21 protein-coding genes and 3 tRNA genes are annotated in these 25,147 nt (G+C 43.0%); 19 read left to right on the top strand and 5 right to left on the bottom strand.

Annotation, left to right across the window (positions count from 1 at the left end; genetic code table 11):
• Positions 1-419: 419 nt before the first annotated feature.
• The 4 genes from ACZW67_RS11605 to ACZW67_RS11620 all read left to right on the top strand — a co-directional run bounded on the left by ACZW67_RS11605 (position 420) and on the right by ACZW67_RS11620 (position 4,131).
• Positions 420-2,354: an AAA family ATPase gene (locus tag ACZW67_RS11605; protein ID WP_465183375.1), complete on the top strand. Its 1,935-nt coding sequence runs from the start codon at positions 420-422 to the stop codon at positions 2,352-2,354.
• 183 nt (positions 2,355-2,537) lie between these two features.
• Complete coding sequence (locus ACZW67_RS11610) at positions 2,538-3,701, top strand: type I glyceraldehyde-3-phosphate dehydrogenase (protein WP_465183376.1); 1,164 nt, start codon at positions 2,538-2,540, stop codon at positions 3,699-3,701.
• A 165-nt stretch (positions 3,702-3,866) separates the two neighbouring features.
• Positions 3,867-3,957: transfer RNA gene (locus ACZW67_RS11615), tRNA-Ser, on the top strand.
• An 83-nt stretch (positions 3,958-4,040) separates the two neighbouring features.
• Positions 4,041-4,131 (top strand) — tRNA-Ser (locus tag ACZW67_RS11620).
• Positions 4,132-4,245: 114 nt separating this feature from the next.
• Here ACZW67_RS11620 and ACZW67_RS11625 read toward each other — a convergent pair.
• The 3 genes from ACZW67_RS11625 to ACZW67_RS11635 form a co-directional block, all read right to left on the bottom strand.
• Complete coding sequence (locus tag ACZW67_RS11625; RefSeq protein ID WP_465183377.1) at positions 4,246-4,980, bottom strand: hypothetical protein; 735 nt, start codon at positions 4,978-4,980, stop codon at positions 4,246-4,248.
• Positions 4,981-5,415: 435 nt separating this feature from the next.
• Positions 5,416-5,769: a CopG family transcriptional regulator gene (locus tag ACZW67_RS11630; RefSeq protein ID WP_110924297.1), complete on the bottom strand. Its 354-nt coding sequence runs from the start codon at positions 5,767-5,769 to the stop codon at positions 5,416-5,418.
• A 190-nt stretch (positions 5,770-5,959) separates the two neighbouring features.
• A tRNA-Asn gene (locus ACZW67_RS11635) sits at positions 5,960-6,035 on the bottom strand.
• 541 nt (positions 6,036-6,576) lie between these two features.
• Here ACZW67_RS11635 and ACZW67_RS11640 point away from each other — a divergent pair.
• The 13 genes from ACZW67_RS11640 (at position 6,577) to ACZW67_RS11700 (ending at position 20,966) form a co-directional block, all read left to right on the top strand.
• Entirely contained in the window at positions 6,577-6,921 is a 345-nt protein-coding gene (locus ACZW67_RS11640) for a DMT family transporter (protein WP_110924296.1), read from the top strand.
• A gap of 1 nt (position 6,922) precedes the next feature.
• A complete protein-coding gene (locus ACZW67_RS11645; protein ID WP_194198281.1) occupies positions 6,923-7,498 on the top strand; it encodes a TetR/AcrR family transcriptional regulator in 576 nt (191 codons plus the stop codon).
• Positions 7,499-7,697: 199 nt separating this feature from the next.
• Complete coding sequence (gene betB, locus ACZW67_RS11650) at positions 7,698-9,212, top strand: betaine-aldehyde dehydrogenase (protein WP_465183378.1); 1,515 nt, start codon at positions 7,698-7,700, stop codon at positions 9,210-9,212.
• A gap of 119 nt (positions 9,213-9,331) precedes the next feature.
• Positions 9,332-11,029: a choline dehydrogenase gene (gene betA / locus ACZW67_RS11655; RefSeq protein WP_465183379.1), complete on the top strand. Its 1,698-nt coding sequence runs from the start codon at positions 9,332-9,334 to the stop codon at positions 11,027-11,029.
• 371 nt (positions 11,030-11,400) lie between these two features.
• Positions 11,401-13,446 carry a choline BCCT transporter BetT gene (betT, locus tag ACZW67_RS11660; protein WP_197099914.1) on the top strand — a complete coding sequence of 682 codons (2,046 nt, stop codon included), beginning with the start codon at positions 11,401-11,403 and terminating at the stop codon, positions 13,444-13,446.
• A gap of 191 nt (positions 13,447-13,637) precedes the next feature.
• Complete coding sequence (locus ACZW67_RS11665) at positions 13,638-14,126, top strand: M48 metallopeptidase family protein (RefSeq protein WP_465183380.1); 489 nt, start codon at positions 13,638-13,640, stop codon at positions 14,124-14,126.
• 417 nt (positions 14,127-14,543) lie between these two features.
• Complete coding sequence (locus tag ACZW67_RS11670) at positions 14,544-14,966, top strand: tetratricopeptide repeat protein (RefSeq protein ID WP_465183381.1); 423 nt, start codon at positions 14,544-14,546, stop codon at positions 14,964-14,966.
• A gap of 26 nt (positions 14,967-14,992) precedes the next feature.
• The gene (locus ACZW67_RS11675; RefSeq protein WP_465183382.1) at positions 14,993-16,126 is read left to right on the top strand and encodes a flavin monoamine oxidase family protein; all 1,134 of its coding nucleotides are present in this window, start codon (positions 14,993-14,995) and stop codon (positions 16,124-16,126) included.
• A gap of 8 nt (positions 16,127-16,134) precedes the next feature.
• Positions 16,135-17,079, top strand: coding sequence for a DMT family transporter (locus tag ACZW67_RS11680; protein WP_465183383.1), 945 nt, complete (start codon positions 16,135-16,137; stop codon positions 17,077-17,079).
• 185 nt (positions 17,080-17,264) lie between these two features.
• The gene (locus tag ACZW67_RS11685) at positions 17,265-19,025 is read left to right on the top strand and encodes a potassium transporter TrkG (protein WP_465183384.1); all 1,761 of its coding nucleotides are present in this window, start codon (positions 17,265-17,267) and stop codon (positions 19,023-19,025) included.
• A 68-nt stretch (positions 19,026-19,093) separates the two neighbouring features.
• Positions 19,094-19,798: a potassium channel family protein gene (locus ACZW67_RS11690; protein ID WP_201592814.1), complete on the top strand. Its 705-nt coding sequence runs from the start codon at positions 19,094-19,096 to the stop codon at positions 19,796-19,798.
• A gap of 54 nt (positions 19,799-19,852) precedes the next feature.
• Positions 19,853-20,395 (top strand): DUF3124 domain-containing protein, encoded by a 543-nt coding sequence (locus ACZW67_RS11695; RefSeq protein WP_465183385.1) that lies wholly within the window; start codon positions 19,853-19,855, stop codon positions 20,393-20,395.
• Between the two features lie 157 nt (positions 20,396-20,552).
• The gene (locus tag ACZW67_RS11700) at positions 20,553-20,966 is read left to right on the top strand and encodes a PaaI family thioesterase (protein ID WP_201592817.1); all 414 of its coding nucleotides are present in this window, start codon (positions 20,553-20,555) and stop codon (positions 20,964-20,966) included.
• A gap of 160 nt (positions 20,967-21,126) precedes the next feature.
• Here ACZW67_RS11700 and ACZW67_RS11705 read toward each other — a convergent pair whose 3' ends face one another.
• Both ACZW67_RS11705 and ACZW67_RS11710 read right to left on the bottom strand, forming a co-directional pair.
• Entirely contained in the window at positions 21,127-21,444 is a 318-nt protein-coding gene (locus ACZW67_RS11705; protein WP_197099923.1) for a hypothetical protein, read from the bottom strand.
• Between the two features lie 129 nt (positions 21,445-21,573).
• Positions 21,574-21,927, bottom strand: a complete 354-nt coding sequence (locus tag ACZW67_RS11710) for a hypothetical protein (RefSeq protein ID WP_465183386.1) — start codon at positions 21,925-21,927, stop codon at positions 21,574-21,576.
• A 358-nt stretch (positions 21,928-22,285) separates the two neighbouring features.
• Here ACZW67_RS11710 and ACZW67_RS11715 point away from each other — a divergent pair, with 358 nt between their 5' ends.
• Both ACZW67_RS11715 and ACZW67_RS11720 read left to right on the top strand, forming a co-directional pair.
• A complete protein-coding gene (locus ACZW67_RS11715) occupies positions 22,286-23,503 on the top strand; it encodes an acetamidase/formamidase family protein (protein ID WP_465183387.1) in 1,218 nt (405 codons plus the stop codon).
• Between the two features lie 441 nt (positions 23,504-23,944).
• Positions 23,945-25,120 carry a M20 aminoacylase family protein gene (locus ACZW67_RS11720; RefSeq protein WP_465183388.1) on the top strand — a complete coding sequence of 392 codons (1,176 nt, stop codon included), beginning with the start codon at positions 23,945-23,947 and terminating at the stop codon, positions 25,118-25,120.
• Positions 25,121-25,147: the final 27 nt, after the last annotated feature.

Genomic DNA, 25,147 nt, shown 5'->3' on the forward strand with positions numbered 1-25,147 from the left:
TTCACCATTGATGAAGTTGTCATATTTTTCGCGGAATTGGACTTGGCTTTTTTCTGTGTTTGGATAGGGATATAACATTAACTGCTCCTTGTTGTTTTATGTATGAGGCAAGTCATATATAAGCAATTATTTATTACATCATCGTGTAAAATAAGGGCTTATCTCATCGCCACCGAATCTTCCTGATCAAGTTCTCATTTCATACTACTCAACTTTTGAGCAGAGTTATACTCAATTTTAATAATAACTAATGAATGAACTCATAAAATTTAGTTATGGAAAATGTGTCAGTTAAAAGGGTTCGTAAAGTGGATGTAGCTGTTATAATTATTGCCAATATTTTAAGCTACGGCATTTATAAAATTGCTGATGGCTGCTCTCTTTTCTTTTTCTTCTAAGTTATTGGTTGGTTTGAATATATGCGTCAATCTTCTGCTCTTGATATCCTAAAAACAGGTCAAAATGTCTTTTTGACTGGCTCAGCAGGTTCAGGTAAGACATATACACTCAATCAATACATCGATTATCTACGTGCGCGTCGAGTACCTGTTGCGGTCACTGCCAGTACGGGGATTGCGGCCACGCATATGAACGGTACGACCATTCATAGCTGGTCGGGTATCGGTATCAAAGATGAGTTAAGCGACCGCGACTTGACCACGTTGTCACGCAAACAGTTTTTAGCAGATAGATTAAAGGACACGGCAGTACTCATCATTGATGAGATATCGATGCTGCATGCCAAGCAGATTAATTTGGTGAGTCAAGTACTCAAGCATGTGCGCAAAAATGACAAAGCTTTTGGCGGTATTCAGGTGGTGGTTGCAGGGGATTTCTTTCAGTTACCGCCCATAGGCAGCAAAGGTGAGAGCAATCGTGAGAAGTTTGCTTTTATGTCTGAGGCGTGGCTCGATGCCAAGTTTCATATTTGTTATTTATCTGAGCAGCATCGACAAGTGAGTGAGGCGGCCAACAGCGGTCTTGATTTGGACGATATTTTGAACCAAATTCGTCGTCAAGAAGTCACTTTTGAGGCGATTGCTGCGCTAGAAGCGACCTTTGACCAAAACGTCGATATCAAGCGTACCCGTCTGTATACGCACAATCTCAACGTCAATAAAATCAATGATAAAGAGTTAGCGGCACTGTCTGGTGAGATGATGCGCTTTGAAGCCACGTCTACGGGTGATAGTAAGCTGGTTGAGACACTCAAGAAGACAGTACGCACTCAAGATGATTTAGTGCTTAAAGTTGGCTCAAAAGTGATGTTTATTAAAAACAACACCGAGCTTGGTGTTTCTAACGGTACGATGGGTGAGCTGATAGGTTTTGCTGCTGTGAAAATCGACGATAGCAAAGATACCAGTGAGGCTTTGATTGAAGATGATGATATCGATAGCACTGCCGACAGTGATGAAACATCTGCCAAAAGCACAAAAAGTAAAACCAAAAAAGAAAAAGAAAAGCCAAAAGCCAAAAAGCCAACAACACAGAAAATGCCAGTGGTAAGACTTAATTCAGGACGAGAAGTCATCGCTGAGCCTGAAGAGTGGATTATCGAAGATGAGACAGGTGAAGTGCTAGCGAGCTATGAGCAAGTGCCGCTTTGTCTGGCATGGGCGATTACTATTCACAAGTCACAAGGCATGACGTTAGATGCTGCTGAGATAGATTTGTCTCGTACCTTTGAGTTAGGACAAGGTTATGTGGCATTATCAAGGCTCAAGTCGTTAGCGGGATTGCAGTTACTAGGTATGAACGACATGAGCCTGCAGCTAGATCCATTAGCGCGCGGTGCAGACAAGCGATTTTTAGTGTTATCTGAGGAAGCTGATGCTAACTATGCGATGCTCGATGAAGAGAGTATGACGCAGGCACATGAGAAGTTCGTTCTAAAATCAGGCGGTACACTGAGTAAGTCAGTGATTGATGGCTATGCCAATCTACAAAAGAAGCGCCGCGAGCAACAGCAGGCGCAGCTAGATAAAAAGCAAAAAATGGGCAATCAAGTATCTGATAAGTCAGACAGTACATTGCTAGCGACCAGAATATTATTAGAAGAGAGCTTGTCTATTGCAGAAATCTCTCAAGCCCGTCAGCTGTCACAATCCACCATCATGCGCCATATCGGCGAATTAAAATCTCAAGACCAAAGTTTGGCTTGTGATCATTTGCGTCCTGAAGACGAGGTGATGACTGCCGTCGGTAATGCCTATGTGGTCATTAAAGTTGCCAATAATCCAAATGATTTTAATGATGATGGTAGTATTAAGCTGCGTCCGATATTTGATCATCTGAAACAAAATATTGACTACAATACTATTCGCTTAGCACTTATCTTTATAACACCCTAGCGCTTGTTGAGCATTCGACTATGGCAATCAGCAGTGACTACTTGTGTGCCTACTTGTGAATGGGCAACACGCCCTAATATCCAACCTATTGTTAAAACCATTAAAGCGCATGGTTTTTGTTCCATTGTAGTGCTGAAATTGCAGTGCTCAATCTTATATCTCTCTTTATAGCGATAACTTGTTATGCCTGATTTTTCTAGCGCCACCTATCAATTAACGTCTGACCCTGTAGCAGCAGCGCTTTATGCCACTGGTGAGCACACACAGCCACTTAGAGTAGCTATTAATGGTTTTGGACGTATAGGACGCAATGTATTGCGCGCACTGCTAGAGCGCTTTGAAGTGTTAGGTCGTGCGATTCATGTGGTGGCGATTAATGATTTAGCGCCAGCGGATATCTTGCTGCATTTATTAAAGTTTGATAGTACACATGGGCGTTTGAGCCGACTGGGCGTTAGTGCCGAGATTGTAGAGAGTGGAGCCGACGATACCAGCAAGACTCAGCTTTGTCTGACGAAGAGTAATCTAACCTACTGTATCAATATGCTGTCGGAGGCAGATCCGAAAAACCTGCCTTGGGAGGCGTTGGGCGTCGATGTGGTACTAGAGTGCACGGGTCATTTCCGCTCTTATGAACAGTCTCAGCTACATAGAGCGGCTGGAGCGCAGCAAGTGATTATTGGTGCAGCGCCTTTTGACGATGTGGATGCTTGCATCGTTATGGGTGTCAACACGGATGAGTTAACGCGTGAGCTGCCGATTATCTCGAGTGTCTCTTGTACCACGCAAGCACTGGTGCCATTGATTGCAACCCTTGATGCTGCATTTGGCGTCAAGTCAGCGATGATGACGGAGATTCACGCGGTCACGGCTGACCAAACAGTACTGGATCAGGCGCATCGAGATCCGAGACGCGCGCGGGCTTCTGGTTATAATATTATCCCGACCACTTCTAGCAGTATCGCTGCGACAGAGCGGGTGCTACCAGCGATGATAGGAAAAATAAATGGGCATTCTATTCGAGTGCCAACTATCGATGTTGCCGCCATTGACGTGACTTTTGTGTTTGATGCGCCTAACGTGAGTGTCGATGATATTCGTGACGTGCTCAAATCTGCCAGTCAGGCACATCTACACGACATCATGGCCTATACCGATGAGCCATTGGTCTCCAGTGATTTTATCCATCAGACAGAGTCGCTTATCATCGATGGGCAGCAGCTCATGCAAGTGGGTGAGCAATACAAGGTTTTTGCTTGGTATGATAATGAATGGGGCTATGCCAATAGGTTGCTCGATATGTGCCTACATCTGGCATCTAATAAAAAACCGATAGTCAATCCTTGATAAAAAAGTGACAGCATTAACCTCGCTGAAAGTATCACCTATACACCTGTACTCAGTTGCCTTGATGCTCTTTTAAACGGAATCAACGATAGCAGCAAAATAATTTAAATTCGTTCAATTAATTGCTTGCAATCTCATTTTATATCGCTATAATGATGCACCTATGGAGACGTGGCAGAGTGGTTGAATGCACCGGTCTTGAAAACCGACAAGGGTTCGTAGCCCTTCGAGAGTTCGAATCTCTCCGTCTCCTCCAAATTCGAAAGCCGCAATCATTATTAATGATTGCGGCTTTTTTTGTTGCATTTTTATTCTATATCGTTATAATGATGCACCTATGGAGACGTGGCAGAGTGGTTGAATGCACCGGTCTTGAAAACCGACAAGGGTTTGTAGCCCTTCGAGAGTTCGAATCTCTCCGTCTCCTCCAAATTCGAAAAAAGCCCCAATCAATAGTGATTGGGGCTTTTTTACGTTCTTTTCCAATGTTTTTTTTAATGACATTGCGATGAACTAACTTTTAATGAATTTGCAACGACATCCTTTATTTCATTAGCGACTCATCAAACTCCACGGTTTGTCCATCCTCTAACGTTAAAACACCTTCGCTAATCATGATGGTCATGTCCTTGGTGTTTTTTATGGCACGCATGACGTTGATGTCTTCTATGCTACTCTCAATGATGATTTTGCCAGACTGCTCTGGTTGAATGGGCGGGTCAAACTGTGTTGAGGGCACGTTGAATCTTTTACCTTTCGTCAGCTTCGCATCTTGCATGATTAGTGTCCCTTTAAAGCTTTGAATAGCGACCTGACCGTGGTTCGACAGCATGAACTGTAGTTTTACTTGGTTTAAGCTGTCGTCATCGCTGGTCTTGACTGGTAGCAGAGCGATAGGGTAATTCTGTGCGTTAGCGGTTGCTGCTGGCTGACCCTTGACGATAGGGCTCTTCTTACCGGTAGGGTTATTTGGGTGCAAACGCTCGTATTCACGCTGCTGTATGAGGGCTTGTTTGATAGTGGTACGTGGCATCGCGCCTGACTCATAAGCGCCGCTCAGCTTCATTCGTAACATATAGCGGCTAAGGACTTGTTGATCAGCCTTGGGTAGCTGCTCAAAGGTAGTACCAAGCTTTTTTTGCCACTGGTCAGAGTTGGTCGGTATTGTTTTTTTGTTTGGATCCGTTTGTGGCTGTGAGCACGCAGAAACGACTGGCAGCACTGCCAAAGCAACTGCTAGTAACAACGCTTTGTCTAAACGCTGATATAAACCCATCATCGTACACCTCCTTGTAAATCCCTATGAAAAATAAAGAGCGATAATATAGTCACGTTTATATAAATCTGCTACATCGTCATCTTTGCTTAGTTTTTTGATATCGACATTATATTGAACCGACTATAGTGGTCTTTTTATTAATATACCTCGTTTGAAGATTGCTTGTGTTTAATTATCGCTAAAGGGAGTATGGAAATAAAACAGATATGTTTTTATATTTGTGACAGCAGAAAGGGGCAGGAGGGGTGTTGGTCAGAGTGGATGATAGTAAGGACTAGCAAAGGATATGTTTAAGATGCCCATAAAAAAAGACTGAATGCGATTAGGCGGACTCAGTCTTTTTTATTAAAAGCCGTAAAAGCTGACGAATAATAGTGGTTTTGAATGGTTATTGTTATTCAATACCCATTGGCATGTTGTTTTTAATGCAGCTGGCTAATTATTCGTTTGGTCATTAGCTTGATCGTTTTCTTGTAGCTCAGACAATGAGTGAGTAATATTATTATTATGCGTTACAACAATAGCTTCATCAATAATATGCTGGCTAACACCGCGCTTACGTAGTGTTTCGATAAAAACTTCATCATGGGCTAACGTATAATCCTGATGATCACGATCAAGACCCTGACGAATATATAGGCGGATAAGACCTTGAATACGTTTGAAACCTAAATCCGACGACGTCGCTTCTAGTAGCGAAATCATTTCTTCAGACAGGCGAATGCTGACTGGACGCATGATTTTTTGTGGATGATCAGAAAATCTATTTTTTACACGTACAGGTATCATAATAAACCATTACTTTTAGTGAGTAGGAGTAAAGCGCTCAGACAGAAATTAACCCAATCAATACTTCACTTACCATACAACAAAAATGCACAAAAGAACACAGTAGCCATGCTAATATTATGACCATTACATATATAAATGGCGACCATAAAAAAACCTTCATCAAGTAATGATGAAGGTTTTCAGTATATGGCTCTCCAACCTGGGCTCGAACCAGGGACACACGGATTAACAGTCCGTTGCTCTACCAACTGAGCTATTGGAGAATAAGTTGTCATAACAGTAAGTTTAGTAAGCATTATATAAGAACAATTGCTTATCTTGTTTGCGTTATGTGGGGCGTATTTTACGCCAAGTCATCATAGGCTGTCAACCTTATTACGCCATTAATTATCAATATTGTTGTAATTAATTCAAAATGGCTCGTTATCGCCTGTTAAATGGGCAGTTCTGGTAGATAGGTGAGTCTCAAGTTGTTATTTATTGGCTCGGTCATCGATAATTTTATTAAGTGCATCGACCGAAGAGAAAAGTGCTTCTAATAAGTAGTCGAAGTAACCTTGCATCCGTCTTTGCGCTTAGGTTTTAGGCCTATATTTGATTAGACAACTCGTCTATCTTTTTGAATATTAACGCAATACATACACCACTTGAAACAAAAAACTTATGAGTTAGCCCTTCACATTGCTAGAATATGTCTATAGAATACCGACCGTACGGTATCTTTAATACATGCTCAAACAATTTATTATGACTAATTGATACTGAATCGAGAAATATGCTTGATTCGAGAAAGGTATGTTAAATATGAGTCCTACCACTATTGCTTATGGTTATTTGGCCATTGCCATCATTTGTGAAGTGATCGGCACTACCTTCTTGATGAAGTCAGAGCAGTTCACGCGTTTGGTTCCGACGCTTATCATGGGTTTGCTTTATGTCATCTCATTTTACTTGTTGACGCAGACCCTTAAGACCATACCGCTTGGTATTGCCTATGCGCTGTGGGGTGGACTCGGAATCGTACTAACATCGCTTGTTGGCTTGGTGTTTTTTAAGCAAAGCCTTGATACAGCGGCAGTGGTTGGTATTGCTATGATTGTAGGCGGTGTGATGGTGATGAATTTACTCTCTAATTCTGTGGTGCACTGATATGGAAATTGAAAACGCTCATAAACGTAAAAAACAACCAGAAGTTATTCGTCGCGCGCTGCTCGATCAGGCTGCAAGAATAACGCTAGAGCAAGGGTTGTCGAAAGTCACTTTCCAAGCTGTGGCAGATGCGGTTGGGGTGACCAAAGGTGGAATCATGCATCATTTCGCCACTAAAAACGCGCTCATTCTTGAAGTGTTTCATGATGCGATGGCGAAGTTTGAGGCAGAAGTAGATAGCGCAATGGCGAAAGATCCAGTGCGTTATGGCTCTTTTACCCGTGCTTATATAGATGCCACCATCAGTCTAGGCGAAAAAGGGCAGGAAGAGTTTGACAGTCAAGCGACGCTATATGTATTGATGCTAGGCGATAGTGAGCTGCGTGAATTGTGGGCCAAGTGGGCAAATGAGCAATTACAAAAGCATGAAGCAACCGATAATACCGAGACATTGTGTATGGTGCGGTTGGTCGCTGATGGGATTTGGCTTTCTGACTTCTCAGGTATCAATATCTCGGATAAGAAATCGCTACGTGAGCGTCTAATAAAAATGACGCAACGTGGTTTTGACTCATAAAGACGATACAGCGTGTTAATTAAAATGCCGCACCCAAAATTTTATTAAAGAACAATTGATAATTAAATAACGATTTTTAGCCATATAACGACTTGTCATCATATAACGATGCAACTTTTTTTAAAACTGAAACCATGACGAAATTATTCGGTAGGCGTGATTTTATAGCGCTTGTACCAGTCGTCGTAAGGAGCACTCCATGACAGCTACTCATACAAACTCAAATAACTTAACAGACATTATCGATTTAGAAAAAGTCCAAACAGGCTATGTTAATGGTCGTTACTTGGCGGTAGATGAGACGCTGACGACTTTTGAAGACATCAACCCAGCGACAGGTGAGTTGTTAGCTACCGTTCAACAAACGACCAATGAGCAAATTGATGAAGCCGTTAAAGCCGCTCATAAAGGTCAAAAAGTTTGGGCAGCATTGACAGCGGTTGAGCGTGGTCGAATCTTATCAAAGGCCGTTGAGATATTGCGCGACCGCAACGATGTACTGGCATTGCTTGAGACGAAAGACACAGGTAAAGCGTATTCTGAAACCAAGTATGTCGATATCGTTACGGGTGCTGATGTGGTTGAGTACTATGCAGGTCTTGCACCGATGATAGAAGGTCGTCAGATTCCACTACGTGATACCAGCTTTGTTTATACTCGCCGCGAGCCACTTGGCGTGGTTGCTGGTATTGGTGCATGGAACTATCCGATTCAAATCGCGATGTGGAAAGCAGCACCGGCACTAGCCGCTGGTAATGCGATGATATTCAAACCATCAGAAGTGACGCCGTTAACTGCATTGAAACTGGCCGAAATATTTACAGAAGCAGGTTTACCAGATGGCGTATTCAACGTCGTGCAAGGTAATTATAAAGTGGGTGAGGCACTAACTCAGCATCCTGATATCGCCAAAGTCTCGTTTACCGGTGGCGTGCCGACTGGTAAAAAAGTCATGTCGAGTGCAGCATCATCGTCTCTTAAAGACGTGACATTAGAGCTGGGTGGTAAATCTCCATTAATTATCTTTGATGATGCAGACATCGACATGGCTGCGGACATCGCGATGATGGCGAACTTCTATAGCAGTGGTCAGGTATGTACCAATGGTACGCGCGTGTTCATTCCTAAAGCCATGCAAGCTAAGTTTGAGCAGGCTATTTTAACGCGTGTTGAGCGTATTAAATTGGGTGATCCGATGGATGAAAACATCAACATGGGCCCTCTAGTCAGCTTCCCGCATATGGAAAGAGTGCTTGGCTATATCGAGCAAGGTAAATCTAGCGGTGCACGACTGCTAACAGGTGGTGACCGTGTGACAACAGGCGAATTGGCAAATGGCGCATTCGTCGCACCGACGGTATTCACTGATTGCACTGATGAGATGACTATCGTACGTGAAGAAATATTTGGCCCAGTGATGTCAATATTGACTTATGAGACCGAAGAAGAAGTCATTCGCCGTGCCAACGATACCGAGTATGGACTGGCAGCTGGTGTTGTAACTGCTGACTTGACCCGAGCGCATCGAGTGATTGCTCAGATTGAAGCGGGTATCTGTTGGTTAAATACATGGGGCGAGTCAGCTGCTCAAATGCCAGTCGGCGGTTACAAGCATTCAGGTGTTGGCCGCGAAAACGGCATTGAAGCCCTTGAGCATTATACTCAGACCAAATCTATCCAAGTAGAGTTGGGTAAGTTTGAATCAGTCTTTTAATCATTTGTATTGAGAAAAGCCAATCCAGTAAGGTTTCTTCATTAGGTATTATCTTTCCTTTTTAATTGGCCTTACTGATATTAGATGATTTATGTTTTTTCAATATTATGGAGCGTTTTATGACATCAACCACACCTGAGTATGACTACATCATCGTTGGCGCAGGATCAGCAGGCAATGTGCTGGCCACGCGTTTGACCGAAGACGCCAGTATTAAGGTGCTGCTACTAGAAGCAGGTCGTCCAGACCATCGCTTAGATTTTCGTACGCAGATGCCAGCAGCGCTCGCCATGCCGTTGCAAGGAACAACCTATAACTGGGGCTACAAAACCGATCCTGAGCCGTATATGAATAACCGCGTTATGGACTGCGGTCGCGGCAAAGGGCTTGGCGGCTCGTCACTGATTAACGGTATGTGTTATATCCGTGGCAATGCGCTAGATTTTGATGATTGGTCTAAGATTAAAGGCCTAGAAGATTGGACGTATCTGGATTGCCTGCCTTATTTTAAAAAGTTAGAAAACCGTGATGCTGGCGAGAATGACTATCATGGTGTGGGTGGTCCTGTTGAGATGACCACTTCAAAACCAGGGGTTAATCCACTGTTTCAAGCGATGATTGAAGCAGGCGTGCAAGCTGGCTATCCAAGTACCGAAGATTTAAACGGCTATCAGCAAGAAGGCTTTGGGCCAATGGATCGTTTCGTGACGCCTAATGGTCGCCGCGCTTCAACGGCTCGTGGTTATCTGGACCGTGCTAAGCCGCGCAGCAATATCACGATTTTGACGGGTGCGCTAACCGATGTGATCTTGTTTGATGGCAAACGCGCTATCGGTGTCAAAGTCGAGCATCAAGGTCAAACCAAAAACTTTCATGCCTCTCGTGAGGTGATTGTCTCCTCTGGTGCGATTGCTTCGCCACAATTATTGCAGCGTTCTGGTATTGGCCCAGGTCAGTGGCTAAAAGAGGCTGGCGTAACTGAATTGCTAGATCTGCCAGGCGTCGGTAATAACCTGCAAGATCATTTAGAGCTGTATATGCAGTATGAATGTAAGTTGCCAGTGTCGATTGCACCTGCCAATAAATGGTGGAACAAACCAGCCATCGGTGCTGAGTGGTTATTCAATGGTACGGGTCTGGGCGCGTCAAATCAGTTCGAAGGTGGTGGGTTTATTCGTACCGATGAGAAGTTTACCCATCCCAATATTCAGTACCATTTCTTACCACTCGCGGTACGTTATGATGGCCGTAGTGCGGTGAAGTCTCATAGCTTCCAAGCACATGTTGGCTCATTACGATCGCCAAGTCGCGGTCGTGTCAAGCTGACCTCTAAAGACCCAAGTGCGCATCCGAGTATTCTATTTAACTACATGTCTCATGATCAAGATTGGCAAGAATTCCGTGCTGCCATGCGTATCACTCGTGAGATTATGCATCAGCCAGCGCTTGACGCTTATCGTGGTCGCTCGATTGCACCGACCGATGATCTAGTGACCGACGCGCAGTTGGATGAGTATGTCCGTAATCACAGCGAGACGGCCTATCATCCATCTTGTACTTGTGCGATGGGCGAAGACAATGATTCGGTTGTCAATGGTGAAGGGCTGGTACATGGTATCGATGGCTTGCGTGTCGTTGATGCATCGATTATGCCCAATATCATCAGTGGTAATCTCAACGCGACCACCATTATGTTGGCAGAAAAAATCGTCGATAAGATGCGCGGTGTGCAGCTACCACGTTCGACGGTAGATTACTTTACTGCTAATGGTGCGCCATTGAGAGCTGAGCCGATGCGGGCTTATGGTTCTGTTTAAATTAAGCATGAATAAATAGACGACTGTCTACATAGCGATATAATATAGCTATATGACACACGTTATGACATAGCGCTGGTAAATGATATTTATAAGAAGGCCTTTTATATAAAGGCCTTTTTTATCCCCGCTACTGTTTTAGAAAATGAATACGATTAAGATTGGTTTTTTAATCACTTACCTTGTTGCTTAAGTACTAATTATTGAAGTAGCCATTACTGAAATGGTCATTACTTAAGTAGCAAATCTTTATTTATTGGTACTGCTTTGTGCGTCATGCGGTGATTTATATCTTGTATGACTATCAGTCATAAGATTATGACGGACAAAGCAATATCAGACCCTGTTTAATTTACCTATTGAGGTCTTTTATGTACAGCTCGCCATCAAATGATGCGGCAAAACCCCTGACTCTAAACAAGACGGTTTTTTTAGGCTCAGCTATTATTTCTATTTTATTGATAATTTGGACGATTGCGTTTCCAACTTATAGTGAGACATTGTTAAGTTCGAGTATGTCATGGATATCAGAGAGCTTTGGCTGGTATTACATGCTGGTGGTTGCCGCTTACAGTATATTTTCCTTGTTTGTTGGTTTCTCCAAGTACGGTGATATTAAGCTTGGGCAAGATCACGAAAAAGCACAATTTCCTTTCCTAGCATGGGCGGCAATGCTGTTCTCCGCTGGTATCGGTATTGACTTATTGTTCTTTGGTGCCTCTGAGCCTTTGATGCATTATCTGACACCGCATACTGGTTTAGAACCTGCCAGTGCCGAGGCTATGCGTGAGGCACTCGCGCAGACCTTTTTACATTGGGGGCTACATGGCTGGGGTATCTATGCCTTGATCGGTATGGCATTGGCATACTTTGCTTATCGTAAAAACATGCCATTGGCATTACGTTCGCCGTTGACACCTATCTTTGGTGAACGACTCATCAAAGGCTGGCTTGGTGATGGTATTGATACCTTTGGTGTTGTTTGTACCTTGATGGGTATCGCCACCAGTTTGGGTATTGGGGTATTGCAGGCCAACGCAGGCTTGACCCATGTCTTCGGTATTGAATCGAGCAAAACCGTTCAGACAATTATTATCGTCTGTGTTGTTGCGGCGGCCGCTGTCTCTGCGATGACGGGTGTCGAAAAAGGCGTACGCCGTCTCTCTGAATTCAACATGCTATCGTCTATATTGCTATTGATTGCGATATTAGTAATGGGTAATACTGTCTATTTGCTCAATACTTTTACTCAAAATATCGGACAGTATTTCCAAACCATTATTTTCAAAACCTTTGATGTTTATGCTTATGATGGTCAAGCTGGTGCCGACTGGAAATCAGGTTGGACGATATTTTTCTGGGCATGGTGGGTCGCTTGGGCACCGTTTGTAGGACTATTTATCGCACGTATTAGTCGTGGTCGTACCTTGCGTGAGTTTGTCTTTGGTGTGATGTTTATCCCGCTCGGTTTTATCTTTGCTTGGTTCTCTATCTTTGGTAATTCAGCGATAGACTTGGTTGCCAATGGTGCCACTGAATTGGGCGAAATCGCTGTTAATGATGCAGCGATGGGCATGTTTGCTCTGTTTGAGCACTTTCCTTACAGCGATATTTTATCATTCGCTGGTGTGATTATTGGCCTTATCTTTTTTGTGACCTCAGCGGATTCAGGCGCGTTAGTACTCGCGAACTTGAGCTCAAGAGGCATGACTAATGACACAGATGCTCCTGTTTGGTTACGCTTGTTTTGGGCAGCAGCAACAGGTTTTATCACCTTAGGACTATTATTTGCTGGTGGTTTTGCCTCATTACAGTCAGTATCTGTAATTGCAGGTTTGCCATTCTCGCTTATTCTCGTTCTTTATATGGTATCGATGTGGAGGTCATTAAAAGAAGAAGGCAATAAACGTAAGGCCAGTACGATTGGTACGGCGAACGTGCTAGATAGTGGTAAGAGCTGGAAAGCACGCTTGCAACGTATTGTTAGTTTCCCTAAACATGCACAAGTGGAACAGTTTTTACAAAATGTGGTTAGACCTGCTATGACGGAAGTTGAAAAAGAGTTTGCCGCAGGCGGTCTAAAAACATCTTTGGACATCCGTAACCCTGCACATATCGGACAAGATATAGATGAAGGTATGGATGAGAGTAGCGGTCAAATAGATGGTCTAAAATTGCGAGTTGGACATGGCGACGAAGACGACTTTATTTATGAAGTCAACTTGATTAAAGCAGAACGTCCTAACTTTACATTGAGCACCTCAACTAAGAATGCAGAGTACTATTATCGTGCCGAAGTGTTCTTAAGCGAAGGCTCGCAAGAGTATGACTTGGTTGGCTACTCTAAAGAGCAAGTATTGGTCGATATCTTAAACCAGTACGAGCGTCATTTACAGTATCTACATTTAGAGCGTTAAACATCATTTAGAGGATTAAACAGCTCATAATGTGTTTGCAAAAACGACCTCATAAGTTGACCTCAGCTTATGGGGTTTGTTTATGCCTCATAACCTAAATGATGACACGCTCTAATAAAGCGCACCAATATAAGGTAAAATTCATTTAGACCGCGTCGATACGTGGTAATGCATCAGTAAAGGATAGGTTCGTGACCACATTAAAATACATCGCTCATTATTCTGAGCAAGTTCAAACCCAAGCAGCACTGCTTATTAGCGATGGTAAATTGGGTGCATATCTAGAAAAAAAATATCCCATTCAACACCAAATAAAAAGCGACAAAGCGCTGTATCAATACATAAATGATATTAAAAACCAATATATGCGCAAAGTGGGACAGTTATCGAATGTCAGCTATAGCAGCAAGTTAAAAGTTCTCAAACATGCGCTAGGTATTCATACCACCCAGTCTCGCATACAAGGCAGCAAGCTGAAATCGCACAACAGCATCACGGTGGCCAGCTTGTTTCAAGAAGCGCCGCCTGAGTTTTTACGCATGATTGTCGTGCATGAGTTGGCACATTTTAAAGAGCATGAGCATAACAAAGCGTTTTATCAATTATGCTGCCATATGGAGCCTGAATATCACCAGTTTGAGCTAGATACGCGGCTTTGGTTACACTGGCGAGAGTTGTAGCCTTAATATAGTTATTCCACTATAAAAGTATTACAGCGTTAACCTCGCTTGAAGTATCACATATACATCTACACTTAGTTGCCTTGTACTACTTTTAAATTGAATCGACTATAGTATGAATAGCAACCTTAATAACAGCCATATAAATATCGTGTCCTTTTCTGCAGCAATCATCTGAGCCGCTAGGGCGTGTCCTCAATTCAATTGATCATATCTAAACGGGTTAAAAATGGCTAAATTTTGCCAAACATTGTTAAATAGCTGGTTAATATCCCGATATGATCTGCGCTATTTTCCTTGTTTGACTGCAATTTATCTCATTTTTATCACCATTTTTAAAATGAGGACACGCCCTAGAATTACGTTATAATCCTAACCAAATAATCTATACCCCAAGTCAATAAAAGGTTGTAAGCAATGATCAATACCAAAATATATAAATCTATTTATAAGTTGGCAGAAGAGTTACTAGAGGCTGACCATATCGGTAATCAAGAAAAATTTGATGCGTTTTATGCTGAGCTAAAAGCCATCTGTACTAATAACGAAAACACAGACAAAGACCATCCAGAACAGTGGGAAACGCTTGCTGACTTTACAGAAGATTTGGACGAAGCACTGGTCATTTATGACAAAGCACTAGCTAAAGCCACGGCGATCAATTCGAAAGATCATCTGTCGTCGATTGCTTTTTCTATGGCAGTGCTACAGCTTGAGACAGGTAACAAAGAAGCGGCTATTCAAAGTCTACAAAACGCCAAAATTACGGCAAATAAGATTGAAGATAAAGAGTTTAAAGTTGAGATAGATGAGATGCTGACTAAGTTGTTGGATGAATAATCTTTATTGAGCAGGAACGATTTGACATGCAAGACGTACCTATTGCGATTATCGGTGGCGGATTAAGCGGATTGTATGCCGCCTTTTTATTAGAACAAAAAGACATCGACTATATATTGATAGAGGCTCGTGATAGATTGGGCGGGCGTATCACTGTTGCCAAATCATCAGTGGGCTTGAGTTCTAACAGTCAAAGTGGCGATCATGAAAGATCAAACGACGGCTTCGATTTAGGGCCGTCGTGGTTTTGGCCAGAGTATCAGCCGCAGTTGAGCAGTCTTATCGAGGCATTAGATTTACCACGTTTCGCTCAGTTCGAAGAAGGCGATATGATGGTTGAACGTGGTGCTAGTGAGTTGCCTATTCGTGCGCAAGGCTATCGGAGCTCGCCACCATCTATGCGCCTCGTGGGTGGAATGACGGTGCTAACTGATGCTTTATACGCTCGCTTAGATGCCAAGCGTATCGTTACGGGTCAGACAGTAAGGCGCTTAACCAAGACTGGTCAGCATATTAAAATAGACAGCGAGTATGGCTCTGAACATATCAACGCTGGTCAAATAATCACTTATCAAGCGCAGCATGTATTACTTGCGCTACCACCTCGGTTGGCGGTTAGTAATATCGTATTTGAGCCTACTTTACCGCAAGATTTAGCGATAGAGTGGCAAGAAACATCCACTTGGATGGCACCACATGCCAAGTATGTGGCCGTTTATGATTCGCCCTTTTGGCGAGATAATGGTCTCTCGGGTGCAGCACGAAGTGCGATAGGGCCGCTTACTGAGATTCATGATGCCTCACTAGTAGAAGGCCAAGGCGCTGTGTTTGGTTTCTTTGGTGTTCCCGTTAAGGTACGCCAAAACGTTTCAGAGATGGCGCTAAAAGCGCATTGCCGTGCGCAGATGGTACGGCTGTTCGGCGCGCAAGCAGACAAACCAAAGGCTGAATATATCAAAGACTGGTCTCAAGATGTATTTACCGCGACGGCTGCCGATGCGAGTGGCTCAGGGCAGCATGCTGTAGCCCCGCCATCAAAACCAAAGACAGGCGAGTGGCAGGACTGTCTAACAGGTTGCGGTAGTGAGTGGTCAGTGCCGTTTTCTGGCTATGTCGCTGGTGCTATTGACGCGGCAAGCAACGCGGTACAAAGCTTATAGGATCGTTGATGAGTGAGTCTACGGAACAGCAAGTATCTCGCAACAGAAACATATGGCTAATTCCTTTCGCTTGCTTGTTGACTGGCGGTGCACTCACTGGTATCTCAACCAATTTGGCGAAATATGCAGGCGACATAGGTCTGACGCCATTATCCTTTCTGTTTTGGTCCATCACTGGTGCGGCTTTTATATTATCACTCGTTGCATTAGTAAGGCATGAGTCACCGCCGTTTAGCACGCGTAGCTTTGAGTACTATTTTATCGCTGCACTGGTCAGCGTTGCAGGGTCCAATTTATTGCTGTTTTCTGCTATCCCTCATGTCGGGGCAGGTTTCGTTGCGCTGACCATCTCGCTACCACCACTTCTTACCTACCTCGGGGCACTGGCCCTACGCATAGAAAAATTCAACATCATCCGTGCTACTGGCGTGGCTACTGCACTGGTTGGGGCTGGAGTATTGGCTGTGCATAAATTCTCTGCACCAGATGCCAGTATTTTTTGGATATTAATAGCGCTTTGTGGTCCTGTCTTACTCGCCATTGGCAATATATATCGCACACTACGTTGGCCTGATAAGGCATCTCCTAGCGCACTTGCTCCAGGTATGCTGATTGCGGCGGCACTCCTGCTAGGCTTATTCAGTATGATGTCTGATTTTTCTATCGATATACCACGAAAAGAGCTATTGCCATTAGGTTTAATCGCTGTCCAATCTTGTGTGTTTGCTGGTCAGTTTTTGTTGTTATTTCTGCTGCAAAAAACAGGCGGGCCAGTGCTATTAAGCTTATTAGGCTCGGTAGGGGCAATTGTCGGTGTGCCCGTCGCTATATTCTTGCAAGGAGAGCAACCACCAGAAGGTTTATTCTTAGGTGCTACATTAATTGCTATCGGCGTAGCTCTAGTGACATGGGGTGGAGTAAAACTAGCGAGGGTAGTCAAAGAAGAGGTTTAGCAAATATGTCTCAAGCTGCAAATCTATTAAATACGCTATGTTTTTATGAGTCTCTTTTATGTTGCTTTCTTAATTAGAGTCTGTTTAGGCTCAATAATTGGTTACGATTAACTTAAATCATGTTTTGTGAATACGATAAAAAAGGAGTATAAGTGTCGTAGTTATCGTTGTCACGGATTCAGGCTATGAATGCAGCCACGCGTTATCGCTTATTGAACAATTTTACGATTCTCATTAGTGTCATCGGAGTAGCTATTGCTCTATTCGATAGTGGTTTTACACTACCGACGTGGCTACAACAAGTATTCCATATTTTTTACTTGGTCATTATTTTTCTAAGTTTTGTGGTGACTGTTGGCCGTTATATTTATACAAAAAAATCGCTAACCTTCAATAAAGTCGCTGTCTTTGACACATTGACCAGCATCGCGATTATCGTTCTATTGACAGTATATTTCACAGACCTAGTGCGCTCAGGACTGTCCGCCACAGTTGATGGATTTGTCGCGATAAAAATAGCGGTATTTGTCACTTTTATCCGTGAACTCTCTGATCATGATTTTAATCTCAATCGTACTTTTCTGCACCCAGCACAGTTTTTTATTTTGAGCTTTCTCGTAGTGATATTGGTTGGCGCGCTACTACTGATGATGCCTAATGCGACGACGCAGCCGCTGTCTTTCGTTGATGCACTATTTACAGCGACCAGTGCAGTTTGCGTGACAGGGCTTATCGTCGTGGATACAGCGACCTATTTTACGACTTTCGGGCAAGTTATCATCATGGGGCTGATACAAATCGGTGGCTTAGGTATCCTGACTTTTGTGACGTACTTCAGTTATTTCTTTAAAGGCGGTGTCAGTTACGAGACGCAAGCAAGTATCAGCGAGATGTCTTACATGCGCGGTATGGGTAATGTGGTCTCGACACTCAAGTCTATCTTGTACGTTACCTTTGCCGTCGAGGCAGTAGCGGCTGCTTTGATTTATATCAGTATTTATGACATACCCGATATGGATTGGTCTGAGCAATTATTCTTTTCTGTCTTTCACGCGATTTCTGCTTTTTGTAATGCTGGATTTTCGATATTTAGTGCTGGCTTGTATGATGACTCGCTTCGCTTTAATTATCCGCTACAGCTGATTCTTGCGATGACATTTATCTTCGGTGGTATGGGCTTTATTATTGTCGTCAATGTCCTACGGTATTTGCGTCATCGTGCTCAGCGGCTGATATATCGTCATGACCAGCGCTACATTTATCAGCCTTGGCTACTCAATATTAATAGCCGCATTACTTTGATTACGACAGGCGCATTATTGCTAGTCGGTCTGATCGGCGTGATGATATTTGAGTACAATAACGTGCTCGCTGACCATACCAGCTTTTTTGGGAAGCTAGTAACTGGGTTCTTTACTGCTGCTACTCCGCGTACGGCAGGATTCAACGTCGTTGATATGGGTGATCTCACGTTTCCAACGGTGATGCTGACGATATTTTTGATGTGGATTGGTGCCTCACCAAACTCGACAGGTGGTGGTATCAAGACCAGTACCTTTGCGATTGCGCTATTAAATACGTTGAGTCTGGCACGTGGGCAGACCAAAATAGAGGTATTCAAACGAGAGATTGCTGAGATTTCTGTACGCCGCGCATTTTCTATTATGTGGTTGTCGCTACTGGTCATCGGTACGGGCGTAACACTCATCAGTTATGATCAGCCAGAGCTTGATTTGATTAAAGTGGTGTTTGAGTGTTTCTCAGCTTATAGTACGGTGGGGCTAAGCTTGAATCTAACAGCAGACTTATCCGATTTTAGTAAAATTGTGGTTTCGGTCATTATGTTCGTTGGGCGTGTCAGCATGCTGACGATATTTATTGCGCTGCTTAAAAATATGCGCCAACGCAACTATCGCTATCCCACTGAAGAGATTACGATCAATTAAACCGTCATAAACTGGCTGTTTTATGCTTAAAAAATAGCAAAAAAATACTAAAAAAGGTTATTAAGGTTATGAAATACATCATTATAGGATTGGGGAGTTTCGGCGCATCGCTAGGGTCGGCGTTGACCAGCCAAGGCCATGAAGTGATTGCCATTGATAGTAGCATGCAAAGGGTAGAAGCCTATAAAGAAGTCATCTCTCATACCCTCTGTATGGATGCCACCGACGAGTATGCTGTTAGCGGATTACCAATCGTTGATACTGATATCGTCATTGTGGCGATTGGGGAAGATCAAGGCGCAAATGTCATGGCAACAGCGCTATTTAAGACGTTAAAAGCCAAACGTTTAATCAGCCGTAGTATTAATCCGTTGCACGAAAAAGTTCTGCAAGCTATTGGTGTTGATGATTTGATTCATCCTGAAAAAGAAGCGGCGAACCGCTGGGCCAAGAGACTGTCGCTACGCTACTTTATCGATTCGTTTGAGTTGAGCGACAATTTCAGCATGGTAGAGATTAAGATTCCAAACGTTCTAATCGGTAATACCGTTGATGAGTTACAGTTGGAGCAAAGGTTTAATATCCGATTGCTTAGTACCATGCGCTATGAGTATTATGAAGACAGCTTTGGTCGTACGCAGAGTAAGCCTAGTATTAAAGGCTTGGCTACGCCTGAGCAAGTATTGCAAGACCACGATGTATTGGTCATTTATGGCGCCAACAAACACATCAACCAGTTCTTACGTAGTGTGGGTGTAAAAATAAAGGTGTGAAATCAAATAATGGTTTGCCAATCGCAGTGACCTCGACGCTACAAGGAAATTATTATGAATAAGCGCAGAATATCTGTTCTATTGATCGCTGTAATGGCACTGCTGTCAGGTTGTGATGAGTCCGCAAAAGACCCGAACGTCCTTCTATCTGAGCATCAACAAGACCCGATTGAACAGTTAGAACTCACATCAGACGTAGATCGCAGTCAGTTTGGTTATAAACAAACCTTTTATGTGCCGATTTATTCTGATATTTACACCGATAGAGACGCTCGTAAAGTACTACTATCGGCGACGCTGAGCGTGCGTAATACGACATTCAAAAAATCACTGTATATCAATAAAATCGACTATTATGATACGGATGGTGCACTGTTAAAATCATATCTCAACAAACCTATTGAGCTACCAGCGATGGCCACACTCAATTATATCGTCGAAAAAGAAGAGGATAAAGGCGGCTCAGGTGCCAACTTTATTATCGAAGTTGAAGGTATAGATGAAACGGTGAGACCAGTTATCGAAGCCGTCATGATTGGTAACTTCAGTAATAAAGGATTTGCGTTTAGTACAGAAGGGACGCCAGTGGTACATTAGTGGATAAAGTGGGCAGGTCATTATCTATAAAACTAAAAGCGCGCAGTAGCAAAAACTGATAGCCTATTTTGGCAGTCAGCGATAACAATATAAAGCTATTCATTAAAATCAAAGTATTAAGTGCAGTAACAAGGACCATTCAATTCAAGGAAGAATTATGTCTGCAACCAAAGAAGAAATCAGTGCCTTTATGGCATTGGAGTTCCCACAAACCAAATGTGTCGTCGAGGCAGTCAGTGAAAAGGGCGCGATCTTATCGCACGAAATTGGTGTAGATGAGCTGCGCCCTGGTGGCACAGTCTCTGGCCCCGTTATGATGGCTGTTGCTGATGTCGCCATCTATGTGGCGATACTCGGCAGAATTGGCATCGTCCCACTCACCGTAACGACAAGTCTGACCATCAACTTTTTGCGAAAGCCATCAGCAGATGCTCGTATTATCGCCGAATGTACCTTGATGAAAGTAGGGCGTACGCTGATAGTAGGTGAGGTGTCTCTTTATTCAGAAGGCTCTGATGATGCCGTGGCTCACGTAGTCGGCACGTATTCTGTACCGCCCAAACGTAATTAGCCCTTTTCATAGCAACCTATCACTTAAGAAACATATCACTCAAAAATAGGTGCTCTTCCAATATTTGGATACTAGGGCGTGTCCCCGTTTTTAACCCATGTAGATGACTATCGATTGAATTGAGGATACGCCCTAACCACTTATCACGTCTAAGAGGTTTTTAGTCATGCAGTATATCGGTGTTGTGTTTTTCAAGATCTCTAAACTGCTTGCTTTCTCTAATCAACGTTGAAAATTTCGATTTATTACTAAAAGCTGTGAGATGTTCGTTCTCTCTCTTCAAATTGCCTTCTTTGGATAACGCTTTTTTAATCAATGCTGTTTCGGTGCTAGACGTGGTTTCAGATAACTCTGTCTGAAAAAACTCTGAGCCCAGTGGCAATATAGCAACCGCAGAAGTCACCGGCATGATGGTCGATCCAAATACGGCTAAGCTCAGTAGTAACTGCTGATTGGTACGAGTCAGTTTGTATTTCATGATAAAACTCCTTTTACACAGAAAATAGGCTACTACATTGCTAGCAGGATATAGCGTAACCAGTATTAGAGCGTGATATTGGATATCTGTTAAAGATACCTAATATCACAGTCGAGATTTTTTGCTTAATTAAGACTTATGATTTTTGTCGTATTTACTGTCTTTCGATTTATGGTCAGATGTTACGTTTTTAGACTTGCTAGGTTGTTGTTGTGCTGTAGATTTTTTTGGCGTGACAGCTTTTGTGTTTACAGACTGCTTTTTATTATTGGTCTGGTCAGCCTTTTTGACGACTTTAGCCGCTGGTTGTTGTTTGACAGTCTTTTGATTTGTAGATTTATTTTTCTGTGCAGACGTGTCGTCTTTATGGTTTTGTACTTGGACGCTATGCTTTGATGAGTCGTGTAGCGCCGCGTTGGCTGATCCCATCATAGCAACGCAAGTAGAGGTTGCTAGCATTAGGCTTATTATTAGTTTTTTCATTATTGTTATTTCCTATTGGGGTAAAACACAGTGGCAACGCGTTACACGTTCTATAGAAGAGATGATAAACGATTGCAATGTTACGTATATTTATGAAACTTGAAGAAAGGTAACGATTGTCATTAGGTATTGTTCGCATAAAATGTTGTTCGCACATGCCATGTGGCATTTATATGGACATGCACTAAAACCATTCTTTTTATATATAAAAGCACCTCACTGGAGCAGTAAGTTGTATCAAAACAGTGCTTTTTCTACTCAAATTAAGCGATAAGACGGATTTTTCTGTGGCATAAAACTTGCGCTACCCTAGATGTAAGACAATGTTGTTATGTTTCATTTATCAAGGGTATATTCTATGTTTAAAAATACAGTTCTTTCATTATTCGTTCTCAGTGCACTAGGCGTATCAGCCGCTCAGGCAGAAGACTTTACTGTGCTCAAGCAGATGTCAGATAAACCCACGCAGCTAACAAATGGCGAATACAAAGGGAATTATTACGTACCTTCGACTCTAGATACGATAACGTGGGGATATTTGCCGAATAGAGATGCCAAACCTATCATTTCTGTAGCCTCTGGTAGCGTGGTAACGTTTGATACAGTCTCACATGAAGGCTTGCTCGAAGATCAGGGACGTGATGCCGCCAAGTACTTTAAGTCCAAAGGGGTCAAAGATGACTTTATCTTGGATGAAGCAAAGAAAATTACGCAATCCAAATTAGATCATGATTTTGATAAAGATGGTCCGCATATTGTGACAGGACCGATTGAAATTAAAGGCGCGCAACCGGGCGATATTCTAAAAGTAGAAGTCATCAAAGTTGAGCCGCGAGTGCCTTATGGCGTTATCTCTAATCGCCATGGCAAAGGTGCTTTAGCAGGAGAGTTCCCAAAAATTCCAAAACAAGCCAATGCTTCCGCTGCTCATCCTGAGCGTTATGGCAATGTGTCCGTGTTTACCCCGATAGAAAAAAATGCCAAAGGCGACTATGAGGGTGTGCTAAAGACCGACTCTGGCAAATCTATCCGTTTTCCGCTTGAGCCTTTTATGGGTTTGATGGGCGTCGCAGCTAATACCTCAGATAAAGTACACTCTGTACCGCCTGCTATGTATGGCGGCAACATCGATATCAATGAATTGGGTACAGGTTCAACCGTTTACTATCCTGTGCAAGTTGCTGGCGCGTTGTTTTACACAGGTGACAGTCACTTTGCACAAGGCGATGGTGAGGTTGCGTTAACGGCACTTGAAGCTTCTGCGCGTGCCACGTTCAAATTTACCTTGTTAAAAGCGGGCAAGGATAAAATTCCTGGTAAAGAAATCTTGCAACCTTTGGCAGAGAATGCAGAGTTTTGGATCACACCGGGGTTAGATGAAGATTTGGATGAAGCCATGAAAAAATCCACTCGTGAAGCTATCCGCTTTTTGAACCAAGAATATGATATCGATGAAGCGACCGCCTATGCTTACCTCAGTGCTGCGACAGATTTTGAAGTATCACAGGTCGTGGATAAAACCAAAGGTATTCATGCCAAGATTCGTAAAGCAGATTTTAAAGAGTTCGATAAATAATTTGATGAGCAGTTTGATAAATAATAGCAAGGTTATCATCAGCTAGTTAGAACCTTTTTAGTGAGAACCCTTGAAGGTAGAATGATAGCTCCTAAGGGTTTCTAATTGAGTGATTAACAGGCAATACAAAGTCCAAGTTACTGGTTATTTGTTGACTATAAATCAGGCTAATACATTCACAGACGGGCATTTCGCCCAAAGTTGTGACAGTTAGGTTTCTCAATACGTGTAGATAGGCTAATATACTGTCTTTAGAAAAACAACAAAGCCACATCTATATCTGGTTATACAAAATAAGCCACTTTGAGTGGCTTATTTGTTTTTCTAAAAACTACTATCAGTTTGCGTATTTTAGCGTGGCTACTGTGATGTGAAAATAACAATAGCCTGCATCAGTTTTACATGGTTTGTATCAATAAATAACCTCAAAGGAGAGAATCAATGTCAGTTTCAATGTCGGTTAATGACGCATTACTGGACGAAGTCAAACAATGGCGTAAACAGATTCATAGCCAACCTGAGCTAGGGTTTAAAGAATTCAAAACCTCGTCATTTATCGTTGATAAGTTAGAGTCTTTTGGGATTGAGGTTCATCAAGGATTGGGTGGTACTGGCGTTGTCGGCACATTAAAAAATGGCACAGGACCTACCATTGGCATAAGAGCCGATATCGACGCATTGCCCATTGAAGAGCAAAACGACGTTGAGCATAAGTCTACGCATGCAAACTGTATGCATGCCTGTGGTCATGATGGCCACACTTCAGTGTTGCTAGGCACAGCTAAGTATCTGAGTGAGAATAAGAATTTTAGCGGTACTATTCATTTAATATTTCAACCTGCTGAAGAAGTCTTGGGCGGTGCTAAAGCCATGATCGATGATGGCTTATTTGATAAGTTCCCAATGGATGCTGTTTATGGGCTACATAACTGGCCGGGTCTGCCTGTGGGTCAAATCGCTGTGAATGATGGACCGATGATGGCGTCTTTTGATACGTTTGAAATTACCCTAACTGGTAAAGGAACGCATGCTGCCATGCCACATTTAGGCGCTGATCCTATTGCAGCGGGTGCCGCACTCATTACGAACATTCAGTCGATTATCTCGCGCCGCATATCACCATTGCAGTCAGGCGTCATCAGTGTCACGCAGATGAATAGTGGGGACACGACCAATGTCATTCCTGATGTTGCGATTTTGAAAGGTACGGTACGTAGTTTTGATATGGATGTACGCCAGTCGCTACAGAGTTTGCTCACAGAAATGGTGACGACGTTGCCACCGTTATATGGCGTCACAGGTGAGATGGATTACCATATCCGCTATCCAGTCACCACTAATGATAGTCAAGCCTATCTTGAAATCAAAGAGGCGGCTACTAAAGCATTGGGTGCTGACAAGGTAAACACGGACGTAGAACCATCAATGGCTTCTGAGGATTTCTCATTCATGAGCCAAGTCGTGAAAGGCGCTTATTTTTGGTTGGGCGTTGATGGCAGTACGCCGTCCAAACCTTTGCACAATGCAGCCTATGATTTCAATGACGATGCTATTGAAACTGGTATAAAGGTTTGGGTGTCTCTAGTTGAGTCTGAATTATCGAAAATATCTACATAAGAAAAACTTTATAAAAACTCTTGATGG

The organism is Psychrobacter sp. TPE 89C (assembly GCF_055522395.1).

What these genes read in the sequence shown, in the direction of transcription:
- ACZW67_RS11695 (WP_465183385.1), top strand. Translation starts at nt 19,853, where the DNA reads ATGAATAAGCGCAGAATATCTGTTCTATTGATCGCTGTAATGGCACTG.
- ACZW67_RS11685 (WP_465183384.1), top strand. Translation starts at nt 17,265, where the DNA reads ATGAATGCAGCCACGCGTTATCGCTTATTGAACAATTTTACGATTCTC.
- ACZW67_RS11715 (WP_465183387.1), top strand. Translation starts at nt 22,286, where the DNA reads ATGTTTAAAAATACAGTTCTTTCATTATTCGTTCTCAGTGCACTAGGC.
- ACZW67_RS11645 (WP_194198281.1), top strand. Translation starts at nt 6,923, where the DNA reads ATGGAAATTGAAAACGCTCATAAACGTAAAAAACAACCAGAAGTTATT.
- ACZW67_RS11670 (WP_465183381.1), top strand. Translation starts at nt 14,544, where the DNA reads ATGATCAATACCAAAATATATAAATCTATTTATAAGTTGGCAGAAGAG.
- betB (WP_465183378.1), top strand. Translation starts at nt 7,698, where the DNA reads ATGACAGCTACTCATACAAACTCAAATAACTTAACAGACATTATCGAT.
- ACZW67_RS11675 (WP_465183382.1), top strand. Translation starts at nt 14,993, where the DNA reads ATGCAAGACGTACCTATTGCGATTATCGGTGGCGGATTAAGCGGATTG.
- ACZW67_RS11690 (WP_201592814.1), top strand. Translation starts at nt 19,094, where the DNA reads ATGAAATACATCATTATAGGATTGGGGAGTTTCGGCGCATCGCTAGGG.
- ACZW67_RS11625 (WP_465183377.1), bottom strand. Translation starts at nt 4,980, where the DNA reads ATGATGGGTTTATATCAGCGTTTAGACAAAGCGTTGTTACTAGCAGTT.
- ACZW67_RS11640 (WP_110924296.1), top strand. Translation starts at nt 6,577, where the DNA reads ATGAGTCCTACCACTATTGCTTATGGTTATTTGGCCATTGCCATCATT.
- ACZW67_RS11700 (WP_201592817.1), top strand. Translation starts at nt 20,553, where the DNA reads ATGTCTGCAACCAAAGAAGAAATCAGTGCCTTTATGGCATTGGAGTTC.
- betT (WP_197099914.1), top strand. Translation starts at nt 11,401, where the DNA reads ATGTACAGCTCGCCATCAAATGATGCGGCAAAACCCCTGACTCTAAAC.
- ACZW67_RS11680 (WP_465183383.1), top strand. Translation starts at nt 16,135, where the DNA reads ATGAGTGAGTCTACGGAACAGCAAGTATCTCGCAACAGAAACATATGG.
- ACZW67_RS11610 (WP_465183376.1), top strand. Translation starts at nt 2,538, where the DNA reads ATGCCTGATTTTTCTAGCGCCACCTATCAATTAACGTCTGACCCTGTA.
- ACZW67_RS11630 (WP_110924297.1), bottom strand. Translation starts at nt 5,769, where the DNA reads ATGATACCTGTACGTGTAAAAAATAGATTTTCTGATCATCCACAAAAA.
- ACZW67_RS11705 (WP_197099923.1), bottom strand. Translation starts at nt 21,444, where the DNA reads ATGAAATACAAACTGACTCGTACCAATCAGCAGTTACTACTGAGCTTA.
- ACZW67_RS11605 (WP_465183375.1), top strand. Translation starts at nt 420, where the DNA reads ATGCGTCAATCTTCTGCTCTTGATATCCTAAAAACAGGTCAAAATGTC.
- ACZW67_RS11710 (WP_465183386.1), bottom strand. Translation starts at nt 21,927, where the DNA reads ATGAAAAAACTAATAATAAGCCTAATGCTAGCAACCTCTACTTGCGTT.
- betA (WP_465183379.1), top strand. Translation starts at nt 9,332, where the DNA reads ATGACATCAACCACACCTGAGTATGACTACATCATCGTTGGCGCAGGA.
- ACZW67_RS11720 (WP_465183388.1), top strand. Translation starts at nt 23,945, where the DNA reads ATGTCAGTTTCAATGTCGGTTAATGACGCATTACTGGACGAAGTCAAA.